The sequence below is a fragment of the Mesorhizobium sp. M1338 genome, from assembly GCF_040318045.1.
GTDB lineage: Bacteria > Pseudomonadota > Alphaproteobacteria > Rhizobiales > Rhizobiaceae > Mesorhizobium.
In genome coordinates, this window is sequence record NZ_JAMYLL010000030.1 from 23,039 (window position 1) to 44,907 (window position 21,869).

General features: G+C 62.6%; 22 protein-coding genes. 9 read left to right on the forward strand and 13 right to left on the reverse strand.

Annotated features, from left to right (window positions below; all coding sequences use genetic code 11):
- Positions 1-31: 31 nt before the first annotated feature.
- The 5 genes from NKH19_RS22665 to NKH19_RS22685 all read right to left on the reverse strand — a co-directional run bounded on the left by NKH19_RS22665 (position 32) and on the right by NKH19_RS22685 (position 4,303).
- Positions 32-463, reverse strand: a complete 432-nt coding sequence (locus NKH19_RS22665) for a type II 3-dehydroquinate dehydratase (protein ID WP_352871352.1) — start codon at positions 461-463, stop codon at positions 32-34.
- Between the two features lie 5 nt (positions 464-468).
- Positions 469-1,770: a TRAP transporter large permease gene (locus tag NKH19_RS22670; RefSeq protein ID WP_352871353.1), complete on the reverse strand. Its 1,302-nt coding sequence runs from the start codon at positions 1,768-1,770 to the stop codon at positions 469-471.
- Positions 1,767-2,219 carry a TRAP transporter small permease gene (locus tag NKH19_RS22675; RefSeq protein ID WP_502911006.1) on the reverse strand — a complete coding sequence of 151 codons (453 nt, stop codon included), beginning with the start codon at positions 2,217-2,219 and terminating at the stop codon, positions 1,767-1,769. Before NKH19_RS22675 ends, NKH19_RS22670 begins: the two co-directional genes overlap by 4 nt.
- A gap of 156 nt (positions 2,220-2,375) precedes the next feature.
- Positions 2,376-3,359, reverse strand: a complete 984-nt coding sequence (dctP, locus tag NKH19_RS22680; RefSeq protein WP_352871355.1) for a TRAP transporter substrate-binding protein DctP — start codon at positions 3,357-3,359, stop codon at positions 2,376-2,378.
- Between the two features lie 59 nt (positions 3,360-3,418).
- Positions 3,419-4,303, reverse strand: a complete 885-nt coding sequence (locus tag NKH19_RS22685; RefSeq protein WP_352871400.1) for a shikimate dehydrogenase — start codon at positions 4,301-4,303, stop codon at positions 3,419-3,421.
- A 188-nt stretch (positions 4,304-4,491) separates the two neighbouring features.
- On the opposite strand from NKH19_RS22685, the gene NKH19_RS22690 reads away from it, so the two are divergent.
- Positions 4,492-5,175, forward strand: a complete 684-nt coding sequence (locus tag NKH19_RS22690; protein WP_352871356.1) for a TetR/AcrR family transcriptional regulator — start codon at positions 4,492-4,494, stop codon at positions 5,173-5,175.
- Between the two features lie 90 nt (positions 5,176-5,265).
- Here NKH19_RS22690 and NKH19_RS22695 read toward each other — a convergent pair whose 3' ends face one another.
- The 3 genes from NKH19_RS22695 to NKH19_RS22705 all read right to left on the reverse strand — a co-directional run bounded on the left by NKH19_RS22695 (position 5,266) and on the right by NKH19_RS22705 (position 6,482).
- Complete coding sequence (locus NKH19_RS22695) at positions 5,266-5,517, reverse strand: hypothetical protein (protein ID WP_352871358.1); 252 nt, start codon at positions 5,515-5,517, stop codon at positions 5,266-5,268.
- Between the two features lie 270 nt (positions 5,518-5,787).
- Positions 5,788-6,090: a DUF1330 domain-containing protein gene (locus tag NKH19_RS22700; protein ID WP_352871359.1), complete on the reverse strand. Its 303-nt coding sequence runs from the start codon at positions 6,088-6,090 to the stop codon at positions 5,788-5,790.
- A 134-nt stretch (positions 6,091-6,224) separates the two neighbouring features.
- A complete protein-coding gene (locus NKH19_RS22705; protein WP_352871360.1) occupies positions 6,225-6,482 on the reverse strand; it encodes a PilZ domain-containing protein in 258 nt (85 codons plus the stop codon).
- Between the two features lie 270 nt (positions 6,483-6,752).
- On the opposite strand from NKH19_RS22705, the gene NKH19_RS22710 reads away from it, so the two are divergent.
- From NKH19_RS22710 to NKH19_RS22730, 5 genes are all read left to right on the forward strand, one after another.
- Positions 6,753-7,193, forward strand: coding sequence for a hypothetical protein (locus NKH19_RS22710; protein WP_352871362.1), 441 nt, complete (start codon positions 6,753-6,755; stop codon positions 7,191-7,193).
- Positions 7,194-7,297: 104 nt separating this feature from the next.
- Complete coding sequence (locus NKH19_RS22715) at positions 7,298-7,909, forward strand: hypothetical protein (RefSeq protein ID WP_352871363.1); 612 nt, start codon at positions 7,298-7,300, stop codon at positions 7,907-7,909.
- A gap of 222 nt (positions 7,910-8,131) precedes the next feature.
- Positions 8,132-8,449: a hypothetical protein gene (locus tag NKH19_RS22720; protein WP_352982821.1), complete on the forward strand. Its 318-nt coding sequence runs from the start codon at positions 8,132-8,134 to the stop codon at positions 8,447-8,449.
- 53 nt (positions 8,450-8,502) lie between these two features.
- On the forward strand, positions 8,503-9,003 hold the full coding sequence (locus NKH19_RS22725; protein ID WP_352871366.1) for a DUF6496 domain-containing protein: 501 nt from the start codon (positions 8,503-8,505) through the stop codon (positions 9,001-9,003).
- Between the two features lie 346 nt (positions 9,004-9,349).
- Complete coding sequence (locus NKH19_RS22730; protein WP_352871367.1) at positions 9,350-10,489, forward strand: DUF4432 family protein; 1,140 nt, start codon at positions 9,350-9,352, stop codon at positions 10,487-10,489.
- 79 nt (positions 10,490-10,568) lie between these two features.
- On the opposite strand, the gene fhuB is transcribed toward NKH19_RS22730, so the two are convergent.
- Complete coding sequence (gene fhuB / locus NKH19_RS22735; protein WP_352871368.1) at positions 10,569-12,617, reverse strand: Fe(3+)-hydroxamate ABC transporter permease FhuB; 2,049 nt, start codon at positions 12,615-12,617, stop codon at positions 10,569-10,571.
- Positions 12,610-13,488 (reverse strand): ABC transporter substrate-binding protein, encoded by an 879-nt coding sequence (locus tag NKH19_RS22740; protein ID WP_352871402.1) that lies wholly within the window; start codon positions 13,486-13,488, stop codon positions 12,610-12,612. The genes fhuB and NKH19_RS22740 overlap by 8 nt, the downstream gene beginning before the upstream one ends.
- 476 nt (positions 13,489-13,964) lie before the next feature.
- On the opposite strand from NKH19_RS22740, the gene NKH19_RS22745 reads away from it, so the two are divergent.
- Positions 13,965-14,312, forward strand: coding sequence for a hypothetical protein (locus NKH19_RS22745; RefSeq protein ID WP_292188085.1), 348 nt, complete (start codon positions 13,965-13,967; stop codon positions 14,310-14,312).
- Between the two features lie 93 nt (positions 14,313-14,405).
- Here NKH19_RS22745 and ggt read toward each other — a convergent pair whose 3' ends face one another.
- The 3 genes from ggt to NKH19_RS22760 form a co-directional block, all read right to left on the reverse strand.
- Positions 14,406-16,145: a gamma-glutamyltransferase gene (gene ggt / locus NKH19_RS22750; protein WP_352871369.1), complete on the reverse strand. Its 1,740-nt coding sequence runs from the start codon at positions 16,143-16,145 to the stop codon at positions 14,406-14,408.
- A gap of 116 nt (positions 16,146-16,261) precedes the next feature.
- Entirely contained in the window at positions 16,262-17,554 is a 1,293-nt protein-coding gene (gene rhaI / locus NKH19_RS22755; RefSeq protein WP_352871370.1) for an L-rhamnose catabolism isomerase, read from the reverse strand.
- Between the two features lie 101 nt (positions 17,555-17,655).
- Positions 17,656-19,758: a bifunctional rhamnulose-1-phosphate aldolase/short-chain dehydrogenase gene (locus NKH19_RS22760; RefSeq protein ID WP_352871371.1), complete on the reverse strand. Its 2,103-nt coding sequence runs from the start codon at positions 19,756-19,758 to the stop codon at positions 17,656-17,658.
- 185 nt (positions 19,759-19,943) lie between these two features.
- Between NKH19_RS22760 and NKH19_RS22765 the strand changes: the two genes are divergently transcribed.
- Positions 19,944-20,747 carry a DeoR/GlpR family DNA-binding transcription regulator gene (locus NKH19_RS22765; protein ID WP_057145053.1) on the forward strand — a complete coding sequence of 268 codons (804 nt, stop codon included), beginning with the start codon at positions 19,944-19,946 and terminating at the stop codon, positions 20,745-20,747.
- Between the two features lie 55 nt (positions 20,748-20,802).
- Positions 20,803-21,798, forward strand: a complete 996-nt coding sequence (gene rhaS / locus NKH19_RS22770) for a rhamnose ABC transporter substrate-binding protein (protein WP_352871372.1) — start codon at positions 20,803-20,805, stop codon at positions 21,796-21,798.
- The last annotated feature ends 71 nt before the right edge of the window (positions 21,799-21,869 follow it).

The window sequence follows — 21,869 nt, forward strand, 5'->3', positions numbered from 1 at the left end:
CCGGCAAACACTGGGTCTGCCGGCGCGCCGCTCACGCCGCCGTCATCTCCACCAGTGACTGCACGGCGACGCGATATCCCTTGGGTCCAAGCCCGGCCAAGACGGCGGTCGCGACCTTCGACACCAGCGAATGGTGGTAGATCTCCTCGCGCCTGTGAATGTTTGAGATGTGAAGCTCGATGATCGGCCCGGAAAACATCTTCAGCGCATCGAGGATCGGGATCGATCTGAAACTCAGCCCGGCCGGGTTGATGACGATGCCGACGCCCTCGTCGATCGCTTCATGGATCCAGTCGACAAGCTGGTGCTCCGCATTCGACTGGTGGAAGCGGATCGGTCGCTGTCCAGCCGCCTCCCGGCACATCGTCTCGATCTCGGCAAGCGTGGTCGTGCCGTAGATTTCCGGCTCGCGCTTTCCCAAACGGTTCAAATTGGGGCCATTGAGGATGAAGATAGGTTTCATGGCGTTCACCCCTGATATCCGAACAGCCGCGGCAGCCACAGCACCAGCCCCGGGAAGAATGTGATCAGCACCAGCGCGCCGATCATCGCCCACAGGAACGGCAGCACGTCGCGCACCAGGTCGCGCAACGGCACTTCGGCGATGCGTGTCATGATGAAGAGCAACAGCCCGTACGGCGGCGTTATCAGGCCGATCATGATGTTGACGACAACCATGATACCGAAATGCACCATGTCGAGGCCGAGGACCTTAGCGGTCGGGATCAGTACCGGCACGACGACCAGCAGGATGGTGGTGCCTTCGAGCAGGCAGCCGAGGATCAACAGTATGACGTTGACGAGGATCAGGAAGCCGGTCGGCGACAAGTCCCATGCTTTCAGGACGGCAGCCACGGTCTGCGGAATATTCTCGACGGTCACGACATAGTTGAAGATGAGGGCACCGGCGATCAACATGCCGATCGAGGCGGTCGTGCGCGCGCTGGCGAGCACCGAGCGGTAGAAATCCCCGAACGAGACGCTGCGGTAGAGCACGACCGAGATCAGCAGTGCGTAGGCGGCGGCAACGGCGGCCGCTTCGGTCGGCGTGGTGACGCCGCTGTAGATGCCGCCGAGCAGCACGACAGGCATCATCAACGACGGCAACGCCTCCCAGGTGATGCGCGGCAGGTCGCGTACGGGCGTCGGCTTCTCGACGGGGAAATTCAGCCGGCGCGCATCGAAAAAGACGATGCCCATCTGCGCCAGGGCCATGAGCAGGCCGGGAATGACGCCGCCGAGGAACAGGTAGCCGATCGAGGCGTCGGAAACGAGCGCATAGATGACCATGGGGATCGACGGCGGAATGATCGGGCCGATCACGGCAGTGACGGCGGTCAGCGCCGCGGCATAGCTCGCCGGATACTTGCCGTCCTTGGTCATCAGCTGCTGCATCATCTTGCCGGAGCCGGCGGCGTCCGCGATGGCCGAGCCGGACATGCCAGCGAAGATTATCGACTGCACGATGTTGACGTAGGCGAGCCCGCCACGGAATCGCCCGACGATGGCGTTGCAGAAGACCATGAGACGATCCGTCATCGAGCCTATGTTCATCAGCTCCGCCGCAAGAATGAAAAGCGGCACGGCGAGCAGGATGTAGTTGGTGTACATGCCGTTCAGGATCTGCTCGGCGGCGGTGCCCATGTCGAGGCCGGCAAGCAGCAGATAGAAGATGGAACTGGCGATCATGGCGTGGCCGATCGGCAGGCCGAGGAACGACAGCGCGATGATGGCGATGATCGTGAGGGAAAAGGGACTGGTAAGGCTCATACGCCCGACCCCGCCTTGGTCGGGTCGAACTCCTTCGGCGCCTTGCCGAACATCGCCTGCCAGGAGAGCCATAGGTAGCGGACGATCACTGCGATGACGAAAATGACATAGATCGAATAAAGCCAGTCGAAGCGGATCTTCATATAGGCGGTGCTCTCGACCTTCATGAAGGTGACGTAGTCCCAGACCGCCGGGAACGAGATGCCATAGAGAACGATCAGCGCCGTGGCGGAGATCAGGAACATGACGCGCCGCGCGCCGGGACCGACGGCGGAATAGATCAGGTCGAAGCGGATTTCCTCTTCCTCGCGCACGACAAAGGCGGCGCCGAACAGAACCAGCCATATCCAGAGGATAACGCTCAGTTCATTGGTCCAGCCGATGGGCAGGTTGAGCAGATAACGGAAGACGATTTGCAGAATGAAGGCGGCAAACATCAGCCCCAGCATCGCGGCCAGAACGTTCTCTGCGCGGCGATAGAGCCAGCGGCCGGATTGTCTAAGCTGCCTTTTCAATGGACTTATCCCGTTCTTGCCGGCCTCGCGCCGTTGTCATCGCGAGGTCCGGCTGACGCGCCAGCGGCCGGACCTGTTCGCTGTCCGCGCCTAGAGCGCGTTGATCTTGTCGACCATGCCCGCCGGCCAGTCCTTGGCAAGATCCGAAGCGAGATACTGTTCCTGGACGTGCCTGCGGAAGGCGGCGACATCCGGCTCGTAGATCTTCAAGCCCTTGCCCTTGAAAGTCTCGACGAGTTCCTTCTCGTGGGTCAGGTGTTTCTCGGTCGAGAAGTCGATCGCCGCGTCGGCGGCAGCCTGGACCTTCGCCTGCCTGTCGGCGCCCATCTCATCCCAAACCTTCTTCGAGATGCTGAGAAGGTCGAAGCCGACGAGATGCGAGGTGAGCACGATCTGCGACATGACCTCGTAGAACTTCATGTTTTCGACGTTCGGCAGCGGGTTGTCCTGACCGTCGATCGCGCCGGTCTGCAGGCCTGTATAGACCTCGGCATAGGCCATCGGCGTTGGGTTCGCGCCGAGCGCCTTTCCCAGGAACTGCCAGGCATCACCGCCAGGCATGCGCAGCTTGACGCCGGCGAGATCGGCCGGCGTCTTGATCTTCTTGTCAGGCTTCAACCCAACCTGCCGGACGCCGAAATAGGTCGGGCCGAGCACCTTCACGCCAAGCTGGTCCTCGGTCATTTTCTTGAGTTCCGCACCCGACTCACTTGCGAAGAACGCTTTGAGGTGAGCGGCATCCCGGAACAGGTAGCCGGCCGTCACAATCGACCACGCCGGAATCTGCTTTGAGATGTCCTGCGGGGCGATGTTGCCCATTTCGAGGTTGCCGCGCTGGATCGCGACGAGTTCAGTGCCCTGCTTGAAGAGGTTACCGCCATAGTAGCCTTCAAAGGCGAAGTCGTCCTTGATGGCATCGGCGAACATCTTCATCATATCGGCGCGGATGTCCTGCTCTGAGAAAACGGCCGAAAAGCGCAGTTTCGGCTTGTCCTGAGCGAAGGCCGGAAAAGAGCCGGCGGCGAGAATTCCAGCTCCAACCAGGAACCGGCGACGTGTCGTTGTGAGGTTCATTTTAGTCCTTCCTCCCTTTTGCGATACGAAGTGACTTCTGAGTGAAATCCGGTTGATCTCTATTCGGGTGGCGCGCCACCAAACGCCGAGAAAACCGCCTTCATACGATCCGTGTCCGGCGCGGTGCCGGTGAACAGCTCGAATGCTCGCACTGCCTGGAATATTGCCATGCCCTCACCGCTAAGCGTGCGGCAGCCACGGCGGCGCGCCTCGGCAAGCAGCTGGGTTTCGAGTGGAAAGTAAATGATGTCGGCCACCCAGCAGCCGCGCCTCAGCAGAGCGGAATCGATGGGCATGCCGGGAAGCTTGTCCATGCCTACAGGGCTCGCGTTGACGATCCCGTCGGCTGCTTGCGATGCCTCGACGATGTCGGTTACGGCTTCGACCTTGTCTGCGCCGAACCGCGACGACAGCCGGTCGGCGAGCGCGGTCGCGCGAGCCGTATCGATATCGCCGATCATCAGCCTGCCGACGCCGCTCTCGAGCAGAGCGTGGCCGACCGCCGCGCCCGCGCCACCAGCGCCGAGCATCACCACGCGGTCGCGTGGAGCGAGCGCCATGCCGAGGCGGAAGCTTTCCTTGAAACCCCACATGTCTGTGTTGTGACCGACGCGCCGTCCGCCCCGCAGGACGACCGTGTTCACCGAGCCGATAGCCTGCGCTGCGTCGGACAGCTCGTCGAGAAGCGGAATGATCTCCTGCTTGTAGGGGAACGTGACGTTGAATCCGTCAAAGCCGAAGTACTCGGCAAAGTCGACGACCTCTGAAAGCCGCGGGGGCACGACGCCCATGCGATCGGCATCGAGAAGGCGATAGATATAGGCGATTCCGTTCGCGCGGCCCTCAGCCTCATGCATGGCCGGCGTGCGGGACTGCTGAATGCCGCGGCCAAGCAGCCCGACCAGAATCGGTCGGGAATCGGCGACCGCCTTCCTCTCCGTCATGACCGCGCTGGCGGCTGCTGATACCAATCAGACCTCCGGGACGGCAACCACGCTTTCGCATGCTCCTCGTGCCATCGGGGCGCACTTTGTACTGTCTGGTTAATTTCGTCAATGACTTTGTACAAGCCGGTTAATTTCATTATCTCAACGCCCGGTGTAATGTTTGCGCAGTGAGGGCAAGGTCATCCATGGACGACAAGACAAGCGGCAGAAACGGCTGGAAGCAGGATCCGGCGGGAGTCCGGAAGAATATCCTCGCGGTGGCAATGGCGGAATTCGCCGCCAACGGGCTATCGGGAGCGCGCATCGATGAGATCGCGGCGAAGACGAATACGTCAAAGCGCATGATATATTATTATTTTGGCGACAAGGAAGGGCTGTACGGTCGCGTCCTCGAGGAAGCCTACCGAGAGGTGCGGGCTGGCGAGCAGGAACTTGAACTCGATCACCTTCCGCCCGTCGAGGCCCTGGGACACCTAGCCGAGTTCACGTTCGACCATCATAGCCGCAACCCCGATTTCATTCGCATCGTCATGATCGAGAACATCCACCACGGGGCGTATCTGGAGAAATCCGACCTGATCCGCTCGCTTAATGCCGGCGCGATCCAGAAGCTGGAGGCAATCTGCCGCCGCGGGCGGGAAGCAGGCCTGTTTCGGGACGATGTCGAACCGCTGGAGTTGCACTGGCATATCAGTGCCCTGAGTTTCTTCAACGTGTCCAACCGGGCAACCTTCTCCCACATCTTCGGCGACAGGCTCTTCAGCGCCGACAGGCAGCAATTGCTTAAAAAGCACCTAGTTGAAATGGTTGTCGGCCTTGCCGTTACCCAACCGGCGTCACAGCGCGGTGAAGCCTGGCCCTGCCGTTAAGGACATTTTGGACACAACGTCGCGCTATCGAGACGCATCCGCCCGCCACAGTGAAGCAGCGGGCAAAAACCGCCAAGTGGCAGCCTCGGCCTAGGTTTGCTCCGCAGGTGTTTCTTCGGGCGGAGGCGTCAAAACCGTGATGTCCATTCTGGCGATCTTCGATGCGGCATTACCCTGCGAGTTAGGATCTGTGTCGCCCGTTTCGACAACCATTGCCTTGGCGCGATGTCCTACGCTGTCGGCGCTCTTGCCTGGCGCGAATCCTTCGCCCGTTTCCGGTTTTGCCGCTTTCAATTGAGTTTCCGGTACCTGCCGATGCTGACTTGCAATTGCCGAAACCATCGATTCCCCCTTTGGTGAGGGCACCATGGTATCTGCCGTGGCTGTTGCGAGACTTACCATGCGGAAAGCCCGCCACCGATGGCAGCGGGCCGTTATTCCCGACCGGAAAAAAGAATTGGAGTCCTTGCCCCTCGATAAAGCCGGGGAAATCGTGGTCGGTCGTATCAAGTTCCCGCCCGTCGTCGCCTTCTTCCCCAATGAGGCGACGGTTTTCTTCGTCGGTCAACGACCGGCTTTGTGTCTGATGACGGCGCCCCGAGAACGAGATCCTCACACAGCGGGTGTTGCGATCCCCTCAAGCGCAATGATCCTGGTGCTGGCGCAACGCTTGCGGATCTCGATAAGGCGGGAATATTCGGGCGAATTGTACCAGCCCATCAATGACGCCATGTCGGGGAATTCGATAATAACCAAACGGTGTGGCTCCCAGTCACCTTCCAGAACCTTGGTCGCACCGCCACGACCCAGGTATCGCCCGCCGTAGCGCTCCTCGGTGGCCGGAACATCCCGCCGGTATTCCTCGAACACGGCAGCATCTTTTACGTCTACATCCGCGATCAGATAGGCGGCCATTTGTGCTCTCTCCCTCTCAACAGCGGCCGGAGCCTTGCGCACTCCGAACTCACGAACGCGAGATTAGCTCGGATTTGTCAACGTCGGCCATACCCTTCGTCGAGCAGGCATTCTGACACTCCGCATTCCCGCCGCTAATAGATCTGCAGGCCAAGCCGCTCGTTCCTTCGCCACCGCACCACGGCACGATAGCTGGCGTCGTCCGCGGGGACGTGAAGGACGAAACGGTCGGGAATTGTGGCGCCGGGGTCCACCCGCAATTCCGCACCATGAACATGCTGATTCCTGACGGAGCATCCGATGTTGGCATCGTCGGTGATGATGGTTGCGTCCTTCAGAACAATCCCACGTGAATGAGAGCGTCGCTCGATGTGCTGATCGGTGGGACCCATTTTATCATTCCTCCCGGAAGTCCTGCAGCGAGGCGTGGCGCAGATTCCTGGTCGAAGAGTCCGCATCGAAGGGGTGGACGAACTTCAAACACATGAATCGGCTCACAAAAACCGCCATCCAATTAGCTTGCGCTAAAATGGTTCCGGAACGTTTACCGCACATTGCCGAGTGAAACGACTTTGCGCAGATTTGGGCTGCCGGCGGATTTGATTTGCTTGGTGATCCCCAAACCTTAGGGCAAACTGCCTGCCGGGGCCGCAGGAGGAGAAATGAGAGCACGCGCAGCAACGCTTGGGGATCTGGAGGATGTCTTTCGCGGTCTGTCCAAGCGAATGTCGGATGAATACGTGGCGGCTGGCAAGGACAGCAAGATCGCCTACGACAATCTGATGATGAACTTGAAGGAAGGCCGTGCGCACGCGCTTGTCGAAGGCGACAAGGCCGTGGCGATCATCGCCTGGCATGAGAACAGCGACGCCGCCGATACGCTGTTTGCAGCGCGGGAGGATTTCTTCCGTGCCTCGACCGTTCGCTTTTGCAAGCGGCATATCAGGCATATCCAGGCACTCGCCGGCAACCTCCCCATCCACTCGCGCAGCTGGCTCCAGGGACCGGATGTCGCAAGATGGTTTGGCGTCATCGGCTACGTCGAGCGCGGCCAGGACAATGGCGCCACTCTGTACGAGCTGCCGCCCGCTCGCATCGGCTAAGCAACCCTGGCTGGTGAAGGTCCTTCACCCGGCCGCAAACGCCGCCTCCACCTCGCCCGCACAGGTTCGTCGATGCGGGTCACGGTCTTCGGCTCCGGGCGCCTTTGCTCGGCGGCGTTCTGGAATGCCTCAGCAAGCGGCTTGCGCCGGGCGCCAATTGGCGGGATGTTATGGCAGGGCAACCGGGGGTCAAACCGGCACGCCGAGATCGATATGGCTGCTGGAAAATGTCACGAACTTGCTTCGCCTTTCTTGCCTTTGTTGCGTTGATGAGGCCGATACAGGCAGGCGAGTGGATGTCTCATCTGCTTGACCGCTCCAGCCTGGCGACCGCCTATGTTCGCCAAGCGGATCTTGTGACCGCATACACGACCGCAATGGCGCGCTTCCGTCTGCAGTTCGCGGGGCGTGCCGGCGAAACCAACCTTGCGGTCCCTCTCGAACCACTGCTTTTGCGAGCGGAATTCCGTGCGCGGACATGGCGCTCGGCGGACGGCAGCCTGTTGCAAGGCTTCGCCGGCAAGGGCGGCTTCCGGCTGACTACCGGAAACTGCCTGGCGCGCATTTGCGCTGCCAGCGAATGCAGCGATGCCGGTTGGCCGGTTTACGCCTGCAGCGACGGAGGCAAGCGCAAGATGTCCGTCACGGATTTTGTGACGGCAAGCTTCGGCGGCGTCTCCTACCGTCGATTGAGCGCCTCCCCTTCACAGGAATGACGGCGCGAGGCGCCCGACCACCTTGCTGCAGCGTTCCGCAAAGGGCGGTATCCTTCACCCTCACCGCAAAACGCCGCCTGCACCGCGCGATTGACCGTCACTGGCAGGATCGACATGTGGTTTTCGCCGGCATGCGGTTCGAAGCTCGCGCGCACGCCCAATAGATGGCGGGGCTCGCCGCGATCCTCTGGAAGGCAGAGGGCCGCTTGAAGGCCCCGAAGGATGGCCGTAAAGCGCCTGGCGGCTTGCATCGACCGTGACCCGACTGGCGACCCACGGCTTCAGCTCGTCCTCGATGAAGGCAAGGAATTCCCCTGCCCCACCGGTCTGGACTTCGGGCGCGAGAAGGAGCTCGCCATCGTCCCTGGCGCGACGCATCTGTTCGAAGAGCCTGGCGCCCTGCACGAAGTCGCGGACCTCGCCAGCCGATGGTTCTCGCGCCATGAGTTCGGAGAGATCGGCGTCGACATCCTGATGGCCGCGCCTTGGATCACCCGGTGCGGGATCATTTGCGTCCCCAACGCGTTAGGACCTCCGTAGGACAGCACCTGCAACCCGAATGGCTGTCGCAACCCTTATGTGGGAGAAAGACAATGCCGGATAAGAAGACCATCGAGAAGGCCCGAAAGGACAAGCGCGAGGGCAAGTCGCCGAGCACCCAGGCCGGCGAGTTCGTGCACGAGGAGATTGACAAAATCCGCCACGGCGAACACGGCGCGCGATCGACCCAGCAGGCCATCGCCATAGGACTTTCCGAGGCAAGACGCGCAGGCGTAGACCTGCCCCCGCCCAAAAAAGGCAAGGTGAAGGAGAGTACGCGCAAAAGCGCCGAATACGCCTACGAGGCCGGCCAGGGCGAACGCAGGCCGAAACGCCGCCCGCGGGTCTCGAAAGCCGTCTCCAATGTGCTTGAGCACGAGCCGAAGAGCACGGCGTCGCACGAGGCGCTCTCGCAGCAGGCCAAGCGTGCGGCTTCGCGCCGGACGGCTGAGGAGCGCTCGGCCGCCGCGAAGAAAGCCGCCGAAACGAAAGGCGCTCGCGGAAGGAAGCAGGCAGCGCAGAAGGCCGCCAGAACGCGAGCACGCCACGCTTAGTTCAAGACGGCAGATCGAGCCGCGGACGCGCAAGCGGCATATCAGGCACATCCAGGCGCCTGCCGGCAACCTCCCTATCCACTCGCGCAAAGCTGGCTCCAGGGACCTGACGTCGCCAAATGGTTTCATATCATCGGCTATGTCGAGCGTGGCCAGGAGAACGGCGCCACCCTGTACGAGCTGCCTCCGGCCTCAGCCAAATAGAATCGGGGCTTGTTGCAAAGCGCCGCGAGCGATACAGGCGAAGATGCCCTCTCCCCGGGTACCGAGACGCTCCGCCATCAGCCGTCCTGGCTGAGTCTGACGCGCTGCCGTTGATTTCCAGACGTTTCGTGCGACTATCGGCATGCGCCTGCGACAGATCGAGGTCGAAACAATGTATCCCGAGTATTCCGATCACGTCTTCGTCGACCTCGCACCCGAACTGTTCAGCCAGTCGGAAACAATCGTGGCGCGCTATCGCGGGCTTCTCGCCACCGCCTTTCGCTATCGATCCGGCGTTGCCGGTCTTCGGATCAGCAACGCAGTGGGCGAAATTGTCATGCTGCCGTTTCAGGGTCAGCAGATCTGGGACGCAACGTTCCTCAACCGCTCCCTGACCATGCGCTCGATGTTCGACGAGCCCGTCGCGACCCGCGACTACCTCTCCAACTACGGCGCGTTCTTCATTCACTGCGGCGCCACCGCGATGGGCAATCCTGGCCCGGATGACCGCCACCCGCTTCACGGCGACCTGCCAAATGCGCCCTATGGGCATGCGCAACTGATCGCCGGCAGCAATGCCGAGGGGCCTTTCATGGCGTTGACGGGGCACTGCCGACAGACCGTTGCCTTCAGCCACGACTATTTGATGAAGCCTACCGTGCGGCTGCAGCGCGACGGCACCGGCGTGGCCGTCGACATTGCCATCGAGAACCTGAAACGCTCGCCCATGGAGCTGATGTACCTGTCGCACATCAACTTCAGGCCGGCCGATGGCGGGCGCCTGATCGACACCGTCGCCGATGATCACGCCGACATTGTCGTGCGCCAAGTGCTTCCGCCCTTTTTTACACCGAGCGAAAGCTACCTTGCCTATCGCGACGCCGTCGTAGCCGACCCTTCGCGGCATCGCATATTGACCAAGGGCGAGCCGATCGATCCCGAACTCGTGCTGACGATGAAGGCGAAGGCAGACGCCGAGGGCTGGGCGCACGCTTTGCAGGTCCATCCGGACCGAACGGCGGATTTCGTCAGCTTTCGCCCCGACGAGCTCAATTATGCCGTGCGCTGGATCACGCGCGGTTCTGATCAGGACGCGCTTGGCCTCGTGCTGCCGGCGACCGCCGAACCGGACGGCTATCTTGCGGCGAAGGAAAGAGGTCGCCTGGTTTGCGTCGCGCCGGGGGAAATATTCCGCTGCGCCCTGCGCTTTGGCGCTATGAACGCGGAGGAAGCCACACAACGAGAACAGGTCATTGCAGCGTTGAGGAGTGAAGGCCGTTAGCCAGAACCCCTCACCGCAAACGCCGCCTGCACCCGCGATTGTCGCTTCGCCATTGCCCGCCCGAATTCGTCGGTGCGTATCACCTTCGCAGCAGCCACATCAACACCGGGCCGCCGATCAGCGTGGCGACGAGACCGGCCGGAATCTGGCGCGGGAAGATGGCTGTGCGACCGATCCAGTCGGCCGCGACCATGATCAGCGCGCCGGCGAGCACCGCGCCAATGGCTTGCGGCAGGGCACGGGACAGGCCAAGGCGTCGGGCAAGATGCGGCGCCATCAGGCCGATAAAGGTCAGCGGACCGACGATCAGTGTCGAGGCGGCGGTGAGTGCCGCGACCATCAGCAGCACGAGAAGCCGCGTTCCCTTCAAGTTGATGCCAAGGCCTTGCACGGCGGCGGAGCCGAGCGGCAGGATGTCGAGCCAGCGCATGAAGAGAGGCGCGAGCGCGAAGAGGCAGACGGCGATGCCGCCGGTCAGCAGGGCGGCGCTGACATCGACGCCATAGGTCGAACCGGTGAGCCAGTTGAGCAGCAGCATGGCGCGAGGATCGCCGGTGGCGGTGAGCACCAGGATCAGCGCGTCGAACAAGGCCGTCAGGGCGACGCCGGCGAGCAGCAACCGCTCCGGCGCATAAGCGGCACGGCGGCCGATCGCCAGCGTCATCAGCAAAGCGGCGAAGGCGCCGATGGTTGCCGCCGCCGTCTGAACCGGGCGTCCGGCGTCGGAGAGCGCGAACAGCGCCACTATCATGCCAAGCGCGGCACCGGCGCTGATGCCCAGCACTTCGGGACTGGCCATCGGATTGCCGGTCAGCCGCTGCATCATCAGCCCGGCCAGCGCCAGCATGGCGCCGGCACTCAGCGCGGCAAGCACGCGAGGCCACCGCCACGACAGTAGGGGCCGGAGTTCATCGCCGAAAGCGAAGGTCCAGCCATGCGGCCCCGGCCCATAGAGCAAAGCCAGCCCCAGCAGCAAAAGCAGACCCAGGCCGATCGCCGCCAGCACGAGGCCGGGCCGGCTTGCGCGTGGCAGCGGTTCGGCCGTCAAAGCCGGGGTTTCCAACCCAAGCGCAAGGCGCGGCAGCAGCCAGAGCAGCAGCGGTGCGCCGAGAAGCGCGGTGATCGCTCCGGTCGGCAGCAGGTCACCTTGCGGTCCGGTCGCGATCTGCACGGCCTGGTCGGCCGCCCACAGCAATGCGCCGCCGATCAGCGGCGCCATCACCAGCTGCTGACCCAGCCGTCGGGCACCACCGATGCGCGCCAAGGTGGCGGCGGCCAGGCCGACGAAACCGATAACGCCGACAGCGGCAACGACAAAGGCGATCAGCGCGACGGCGGCCGCCAGTCCGGCGAAGCGGTAAGCGCCGAGAGGCACGCCAAGGCTGCGCGCGCCTTCATCGTCGAGGCCAAGCAAGGTCAGCGGCCGCACCATGAGGAAGATCGCCAGCGCAGCAGTGCCGATGCGTGGCAACAGCCACAGTGTCGTCGACCAGTCCTGCTGGCCGAGCGAACCGGCGCCCCAGATGAACAGGCTGGCCAACCATTCATGCCGCAGCACAATAAGAGCGGCACCGATGGCGCCGGCATAGAGGCTGACCACAAGCCCCGCCAGCACCACCGAAAGCGGCGACAGGCCCTTGTGCCAGGACAGAGCAAAGACGGCGGCAAAGGCCGTGAAGGCGCCGGCAAGCGCTATCCATTCGCGGCCGAAGGCAAGCAGGGACGGCGACAGAAGCGTCGCCAGTGCCAGCGCCAGATAGGCGCCGGCCGAGACACCGACCGTTTCGGGCGAGGCCAACGGGTTGCGCAGAACCTGTTGCAGGACCGTTCCGGCAAGCCCGAGCGCCGCGCCACACAGGAGGCTGACGGCAAGCCGGGGCAGGAAGGCGTAGTGGACGAGCACCTGCCGCATGTCGGCGACGTCGGGGGCGGCGAGCGATTGGAGCCAGAGCGCCGCCGGCAGCTGCACCGTGAGGTTTGAGACGGTTGCCGCCAACGCTGCCGCGAGCAGCATGGCGCAAAGCAGGATCGCGCCTACGGGCTGATTGCCAAGAAAGCTCCACGGGGAGGCCCGGCCGGCCGACGCGGGCTTTCCCTCCTGAGCGATGGCCGCGGCATCCTCAGCCACGGGCGGCCTCCGCGATCATTGCCGACGCCAGGACCCGGGCGAATCGGGCGGCTGACGGAAGCGCACCGAACATCAGGACAGCGGGAAGGCGCATGATCGAACGGTTGCGCACGAAAGGCATGGCGTTCCAGACCGGGCTTTCGGTCAGCGTGCCGCCGGCGCCCTCGGGCAAGGGTTCGAGATAGGCAAGGCGTGCGTCGCTGGATGTCGCCAACCCGTCGACGCCGACGGTTGAAAACCCCCAATAATTGGTCTCGGCCGTCCAGGCGTTGCTGAGCCCGATGCGGTCGAACACCTCCTGAAACAGACTTTTCTTGCCGTAGACGCGCACATTGCGCGGATCCATGAAGCTGACGACATAGATCGGCCGCGCCGACAGCGGCGCCAGCTGCCGGCGGATGTTCGAAAAATACGCATCCGTCGCCGCGATCAGCGCTTCACCTTCGCTTTCCTTGCCGACAAGCCTGGCAAGCTGGCGGGTTGCCTCGAGGGCGCGCCGATAGGGCTGACCGGCTTCGGTATAGAGCCCGATCGTCATCACCGGCGCCACGCGTTCGAGCAGCGGCTTGATGCCGTCGAGATACGGCGTGGAGAGGATGATGTCGGGCTTGAGCTGCTGCAACAATTCGAGGTTGGGCTCGAGCAGCGTGCCGAGGTCGGCGATCTCAGGCGGCAGCGGCGGCTCGACCACCCAGGTCTCCCAGACTTGACGGTCGGCAATGGCAACCGGCGTTACACCCAGCATGAGCAAGGTCTCGGCCAGCCCGTCATCCAGGCAGACTATGCGCGGCCGGCGGGGTTCAGCCGTCGCCGCGGACGCCATGCCGGCGAACGGCAACGTGAAAAGCCCCACTGCCTGGCGCCGGGTCATTCGGCACGTATGATCGGGCATGGCTCTCGGCTGGAGCTCTCGGTCTCTCTGCAATGCTGCGCGCCTGCTTTTCGATCTAGTCTCCAAGTTGACTATGAAACATGAGCTTAGTAGTCAACATTGAAGGGACTCCGACAGGTCTGCTTTTTGTTCGACCGAATGTCAGGCGCAACCGTCCGCTGGCCGCAGGCGATTCAGCCTGCCCGTGCGACACCACGCCCACCGAAAATCGCAGCCCGCGAAACCCAATCCACGTGCCGAATCATTTTTCCTCCACGAATACATTCCATGATAGAGGGACGGCCATCGCCGTGTCCGGGATAGCCAGAGACCCAAAGACGGCTAGGGGCGCGTATCAAAAAGCCGGCGGCAGCCGCCGCCAGAAGGCGTCAAAGACCGGTCGAACGCATCAAGGCGGCGCGATCGGGTTGCACTCGGCAAGGCTTGATGGTTTGTTGCCGCTACACGGAGAACGAATGATGCGAGAGCCTGCCGGTCAAGACGAATATGGGTCGACGAACCCCTTCGATCCGGACGACCTGCCGACGTTGAACGCGATCGGTCCGAGCATGGGAAGTGGCAACGATTTCGAGAAATACGCCGTTGCCGTGATCATCGTGTTCGGCGCGCTGATCATTGGCGGGCTGATGGCCGCATCGATGGTCTTCGGGCACCGCAACGGCTTCCTCTTCGCGCTTGGCGGCGCCACGTCCGCCTGGATATCCGGAAACGCGCTGCTGCTCGACCGGCCGCGCATCTACGCGCTGTTCGTCGGCATCGCCGCCTTGATGCTGATTGCCTCCACCATCACGCTGGTCCTGTGACAACCATCGCGGCTATGCGCCAACCCGCTTGAGCAGCGAGCGATCAACCCGAATCGCTACGCTGCTGCAAGTCCATCTCCAGTCTTGCCAACCTCAGTATCCGAGCGCCTCGCCAGAGGCCGCGCGGCTGTCGATGGCGCCGTTATAGCGCGCACCGCCACCCTTCTCGATCTCCGCCAGGCTTTTGCCGCCGGCCAGGATGCCCGCCGCCTGGCCCCAGGTCTGGTCACCGAGATCGAGTTGATAACCCATGCCGGCCAGCAGCTTTTCGGTATCCGGCGACAGCCCGAACGGCTCGATATAGACCTTATCGGGCAGCCACTGGTGATGGATGCGCGGCGCGTCGATCGCCTCCTGGATGTTCATGCCGTGGTCGATGACGTTGACGATGGCTTCCAGCGTGATGGTGATGATGCGCGAGCCGCCGGGGCTGCCGATGACCATGAACGGCTTGCCGTCCTTGGCCACCACGGTCGGGCTCATCGACGATAGCGGCGTCTTCTTCGGCTGGATGGCATTGGCCTCGCCCTGGACCAGGCCATAGAGGTTGGGCACGCCGGGCTTCTGGGTGAAATCGTCCATCTCGTTGTTGAGCAGGATGCCGGTACCATCGGCGACGACGCCGGCGCCGAAGGAGCCGTTCAACGTATAGGTGACCGCGACCGCGTTGCCGTCATTGTCGATGATCGAATAATGCGTCGTTTCCTTGCTCTCGCCAAAGCCCTTCGGCATCAGGTCCTGCGACACGCCAGCCCGGAAGGGGTCGATCTTCTCGCGGGTATCCTTGGCATACCCCTTGTCCAGCAATCTCCCGACCGGATTGTCGACGAAATCGGGATCGCCGAGGGCCGAATTGCGGTCGACATAGGCGTAGCGCATCGCCTCGACCATGACATGCACCGTCTCGGCTGAACCGGCGCCGAGATAGGACAGCGGGTAGCCTTCCAGCACGTTGAGGATTTCGCAGATGATGACGCCACCGGAACTGGGCGGCGGCGAGGAGGTGATCTCGTAGCCGCGATAGGCGCAGGTTATCGGCTTCAGTTCGCGGACCGCGTATTGCTCGAAATCCGGCTTGGCCAGGATGCCGCCCTTGGCGCCACTCGCCTTGATGATGGCGTCGGCGATAGCGCCTTTATAGAATGCATCGGGGCCTTTTTCGGAAATGGCGGCCAGCGAGGCCGCGAGGTCGGGCTGGATCAGCCGCTCGCCGATGCCATAGGGCTTGCCACCGGGTTTCAGGAAGATGGCGGCGGCAGCGGGGTCCTTCGCCAGCCTGTCGGCACTGCCGGCAAAAGAGGCGGCGTCGCCCTGATTGAGGATGAACCCGTCCTTGGCATAGCCGATTGCCGGCGCCATCAGATCCTGTCGGGACAATTTGCCGTATTTTTCGCGCGCCATCTCCAAACCGGCGACGGATCCCGGCACGCCAACGGCGAGGTAACCGTCAAGGCTGGCGCCCTTCACCGGGTTGCCATCCTTGTCGAGATACATGGTCTTGGTCGCCGCCAGCGGCGCCCGTTCGCGGAAATCGAGGAAGGTCGATTTGCCGTCCTTGAAGCGGATGGTCATGAAGCCGCCGCCGCCGATATTGCCGGCATTGGGATAGACGACGGCGAGCGCATAGCCGACGGCAACCGCCGCATCGACGGCATTGCCGCCCTTCTTCAAGACCTCGATGCCGACTTCGGACGCCAGATGCTGTGCCGTCACCACCATGCCGTGCTCGCCCTTGGCCGGCGCCGGCGATGCGGCGAAGACGCTCGTCAACGGCGTCAGGACGAAGGTGATGGAAAGACTGGCGGCGATCAATGTCCGACGGTTGAGAGGCATGGCGGTTCTCCGGGCGGGGATGCGCCTAGAAGAGCCTGTCGGATCAATCGAGTCCATTCACAAATGGTCCCTCACGAAGCAAACCGGTGAGGGGCAATATCGGCTGGAAGTTCGCCTCAGACGATGCCGCCGCTCCCACCGGCGACCGCAGGGCGTTCGGCCGCGACCTTGGCGCGGTAGCCCGCCGCCCGATAGGCGGCGACCGGATCGATGGCGCCGCCGGTCTTCAGGCGGGCCATGGCCAGGATCGGCTCGACATCGGTGCGGTAGGCGGCTTTCAGCGTCTGCGTCGCCATCAGCGCGTCGTTGCTGTCCTGAAACCCTTCGAGCGCCTTGCGGTCGACAAGCAGCGCCTGCGCATAGGCGCGCTGCACTTCGACCGCCGACAGCATCAGGCTTTCGATCGGATCGGTGACGTTGTGGCTCTGGTCGAGCATGTGGGCCGGGTCAAAACCCTCGGCACCCGAAAGCTCCGCATCGACCAGTTCGTTGAAGACAAGGAACAGCCGGTAGGGGTCGATCGAACCGGCATCGAGATCGTCGTCGCCATACTTCGAATCGTTGAAATGGAAGCCGCCGAGTTTTTTGAACTGGATCAGCCGCGACACGATCATCTCGATGTTGACGTTGGGCGCATGGTGGCCGAGGTCGACCAGGCAGAACGCCTTGTCACCCAACTCCCGTGCGATGATGTAATTGGTGCCCCAGTCCTGCACGACGGTGGAATAGAAGGCCGGTTCGTACATCTTGTGTTCGCTGAACAGCTTCCAGTCGGCGGGCAGCCCGGCATAGATCTCCTTCATGGCGTCGAGATAGCGCTCGAACGCCTTGGCGAAATTCACCTGGCCGGGAAAGTTCGAACCGTCGCCGATCCACACCGTCAGCGCCTTGGAGCCGAGCGTCTTGCCGATCTCGATGCATTCGAGATTGTGCTCGACCGCTTGCCGGCGCGTGCCGGCATCGGCATGCGACAGCGAGCCGAATTTGTAGGAGAGTTTCTGGTCCTTCGCATCCGAGAAAGTGTTGGAGTTCATGGCGTCGAAGCCGAGGCCAAAGCGCGAAGCCGCCTGCTTCAGCCGGTTCGGGTCGGCCTTGTCCCACGGAATGTGCAGGGACACGGTCGGCGTCGCCTGCGTCAATTGCCTGATGACGGCGCAGTCCTCGATCTTGTCGAAGATATCGCGCGGCTCGCCGGCACCGGGAAAGCGTGCAAAGCGGGTGCCGCCGGTGCCAACGCCCCAGGACGGGATCGCAACGGCGAATTTCTCGACCTTGTCGCGGATGGCATCGATGGCGATGCCACGGCGGTCGAGGCGTTCGCCGAGCGAGGTGTAGTCGCGCTCGAGACTGGCTTTGCGCGAGGCGTTGTCCTTGTCGACGAGGTCGGCGGAGATGATGGATTCGGACACTGCTATTCCTCCCAAAATGCGTTCAGTCAGCGCTGCCCCTCATCGGCCTGCCGGCACCTTCTCCCCGTAGAACGGGGAGAAGGGAAGCGCTCTGGCGTCCGCTAGCGCGTAAAGCTCTGCGCGTTGCCCGCGTCGACATTGACGATGTTGCCGGTCGACTTGGCCGACATGTCGGAGGCGAAGAAATAGATCGCCTCCGCGATGTCTTCGGGAAACACCGAACGCTTCAGCATCGAGCGCGAGCGATAGTGCTCCTCCAGATCGTCGGTCGACATCTTGTAGGCGGCGGCGCGCTGTTCTTTCCACTCGCCGGTCCAGATCTTCGAGCCGCGCAGCACCGCGTCCGGGTTGACGACATTGACCCTGATCTGCGCTTCCGCGCCCTCCAGTGCCAGGCATCGGGCGAGATGGATCTCGGCGGCCTTGGCGGTGCAGTAGGCGGCGGCGTTAGGCGAGGCGGCAAGTCCGTTCTTGGAGGCGACGAAGACGACGTTGCCGCCGATATTCTGCACGCGGAACAGCCGGAACGCTTCCCGCGAGACCAGGAAATAACCGGTCGACAGGATGTCCATGTTCTTGTTCCACAGCGCCAGCGTCGTCTCCTCGATCGGCGCCGAGGAAGCCAGCCCCGCATTCGACACCAGAATGTCGATGCCGCCGAACTCGACCGCAGTCTCGGCGAAGCCCGAAATGACCTGGTCCTCCGAGGTGACGTTGATCAGCACCGGCCTGACAAAATCCTTGCCATAGGCTTTGGCCAGTTCGTCATTGGCGCTGGCAAGGGCTGTTTCGTCGATGTCGGCCAGCACGACGCAGGCGCCTTCGCGCAGCAGCCGGTTGGCGGTTGCGCGGCCAATGCCGCCGGCGCCACCGGTGACCAGCGCGATCTGGCCGGCAAGCGCCTTCGGCTTCGGCATGCGCTGCAGCTTCAGGTCCTCGAGCAGCCAGTATTCGATGTCGAAGGCTTCCTTTGCGGGCAGGCCGACATAGGACGAGACGGTCGAGGCGCCGCGCATGACATTGATGGCGTTTACATAGAATTCGCCCGAGATGCGCGCCGTCGCCTTGTCGCCGGCGAAGGTGAACATGCCGACGCCGGGCATCAGATAGACGACGGCATTGGGATCGCGGATGGCGGGCGAGTCGGCATGCTTGCAGCTGTCGTAATAGGCCTGGTAGCCGACACGATAGGCCGCCAGGTCGTCGGCGAGGCGCGCAATGACGGCATCGACATCGGGTTTGGCCGGATCGAATTCGATCACCAGCGGACGGATCTTGGTGCGCAGGAAATGGTCAGGGCACGACGTGCCGAGCGCCGCCAGCGGGCGTAGATCCCTGGAGTTGACGAATTCGAGCACGGCGGGCGAATCGTCGAAATGACCGAGCTTGTGGCTCTTTTCCGAGATCAGGCCGCGGATTTTCGGCATCAGTTTTGCCGCGATGGCACGGCGTTCGGCCGCGTCAAGCGACTTGACCACTTCGCCGCCGAAGATGGCGAGGCCCTCGGAGCGGCGCTCGAACCATTCGATCGCCTGATTGATCACCGAGATCGTCGTCTCGTAGCATTCCCGAGGGGTGTCGCCCCAGGTGAACAACCCATGGCTTTCCAGGATGACGCCCTTTGCGGCGGGATGTTCGAGGCAGAATTTCTCCAACCACAGGCCGAGTTCGAAGCCCGGCCGCTTCCACGGCAGCCAGCCGATGGCGTCGCCGAATATCTCCTTGGTCAGCGCCTTGGAATCCTTGGCGGCGGCAATGGCGATGATGGCATCGGGATGCATGTGATCGACAAATGGCTTCGGCACAAAGGCATGCAGCGGCGTGTCGATCGAGGCCGCGCGTGGGTTCAAATTGAACGTACAGTGCGGCAGGAAGCCGACCATTTCGTCCTCGTGCTCAACGCCGCGATAAAGGCCTTTGAGCGCGCGCAGCTTGTCCATGTAAAGGGTGGCAAAGCCGTCGAGCTTGATCGACGCGCTGTCGCCGCCCGAGCCCTTGACCCAAAGCACTTCGACATCCTCGCCGGTGAGCGGGTCTTTCTGCCAGATCTTAGAGGAGGTGTTGCCGCCGCCATAGTTGGTGACGCGCTTGTCGGAGCCAAGCGTGTTCGAGCGATAGACCAGAAGTTCCGGCTCGCTCATCGCTTGAGCCTTGGCCTCGTCCCACAGATTGGCGAGGCGCGCGCCGGTGCGCTTGTCGAGCATATGTAATCCTCCCGAAGGCACGCGAACGGTGCGGCCCATTTGGCCCGAATTTCCACGGAAGCGGCGGGTTTGTCAATCACAAACGATCAAGATCGATCATATTGCACTGCACAATGAAATTATATGATCGGAAATGATTGACACTGCGCGTTTTGGGTGCCTAGATGCTCAGGCAGGGAGGAACCATGCACGAAAAAGAGCGCCACAGGATCATTCTGTCCGCCGTCCAGGAAAAGCCTGTGGTGACGGTGCAGGAGATGGTCGACCTGACGGAGTCCTCCGAGGCGACGATCCGGCGTGACATCGCGGCCCTCCATGTCCAGAAGCGCCTGCGCCGTGTGCGCGGCGGCGCTGAAGCAATCTCGCCGCCGCAGTTCATTGGGCTGGCCGGCCGGCCCTTTTCCGTCAACGAAACGATCAACGCCTCGCAGAAGCGGGCAATCGCCCGTGAAGCGGTCGAGCTGTGCAAGGATGGCGAGCCGATCATCATCAATGGCGGCACCACCACCTTCCAGATGGTGCATTTCCTGACCGGTCGCCGCATGCCGATCTTCACCAATTCGTTCCCGATCGCCGAACACCTGCTCAAGCACTCCAAGAACACGGTGATGCTGTCGGGCGGCACCATTTACCGCGAGCAGAACATCATCCTGTCGCCCTTCGACAATGACGTGACGCGCAACTTCTATGCGCGCCGCATGTTCATGGGCGCGCAGGGGCTCGGCCCGCTCGGCCTGATGGAGGGCGACCCGCTGCTGATCCAGGCGGAGCAAAAACTGATCGACCAGGCCGACGAACTGGTGGTGCTGGTCGATTCCTCGAAATTCCGCAAACGCTCCAGCCTGATCCTGTGCGGCCTGTCGCGCATCGCAACCGTCATTACCGATGACGGCATCGAGGATCGCGAAGCCAAGATGTTAGAGACCGCCGGCGTGACGCTGATCGTCGCCCGCAAGTCGGCAAAGGAAGAATCTTCGCTGCAGGCCTGAGACACTCTCACGCCAGCAGCGGCGATGGAATGCAACGCTCAAGGGAGGATATTCGATGAGCTTCTTGAAGAAATTGATGGTGACGGCTGCATTCTCAGCCGCCATGTTCGTGAATGCGGCCTATGCCGAGAACGTCAAGATCGCACTGGTGGTGAAGTCGCTCGGCAACGGCTTCTTCGATGCCGCCAACAAGGGCGCCGAGGAGGCGGCCAAGGAACTCGGCGATGTCGACATCATCTACACCGGCCCGACCAAGGCGACCGCCGAAGCGCAGATCGAGGTGGTCAATTCGCTGATCGCCCAGAAGGTCAACGCCATCGCCATTTCGGCCAATGACGCCGACGCGCTGGTGCCGGTGCTGAAGAAGGCGATGGAACGCGGCATCACCGTCATCTCCTGGGATTCGGGCGTGGCCAAGGAAGGCCGCCAGCTTCACCTCAACCCGTCCGACACCGGACTGATCGGCGAGACCATCATCAAGCTTGCCGCCGATTACCTGCCGGAAGGCGGCGAAGTCGCCATCCTGTCGGCCTCCTCGACCGCCACCAACCAGAACGCCTGGATCGATGCGGCCAAGAAAATCCTGCCGGAGAAGTTCCCCAAGATCAAACTCGTCGCCACCGTCTATGGCGATGACGATTCGGCCAAGAGCACGGACGAGGCCAAGGGCCTGTTAAAGTCCTATCCGAACCTCAAGGCGATCATCGCGCCGACCACCGTCGGCGTCGTCGCCGCCGCCCAAGTCGTCACCGATGAGAACCTGATCGGCAAGGTCAATGTCACCGGTCTGGCGCTGCCGTCCGAGTTCAAGAAGTTCATCGACAACGGCGCCAGCCAGGCGGTTGCGCTGTGGAACCCGATCGACCTCGGCTATTCGGCCGTCTATCTCGCCCACGATCTGGCGGTGAAGAAGGAAGAGGCCAAGCCCGGTGCCACGCTGTCGATCGGCCGCGTCGGCAAGGTCACGCTCGACGACTCCAACTCGGCCGCGATGGCTCCGCCCTTCCAGTTCGACAAGTCGAACATCGAGAAGTTCTCCAAGATCTATTGATCTGGACGCTCGCACCACCCTCCCCCTTGTGGGGAGGGTCGGCGAGCCGGCTTCGCGAAGCGATGCAAGCG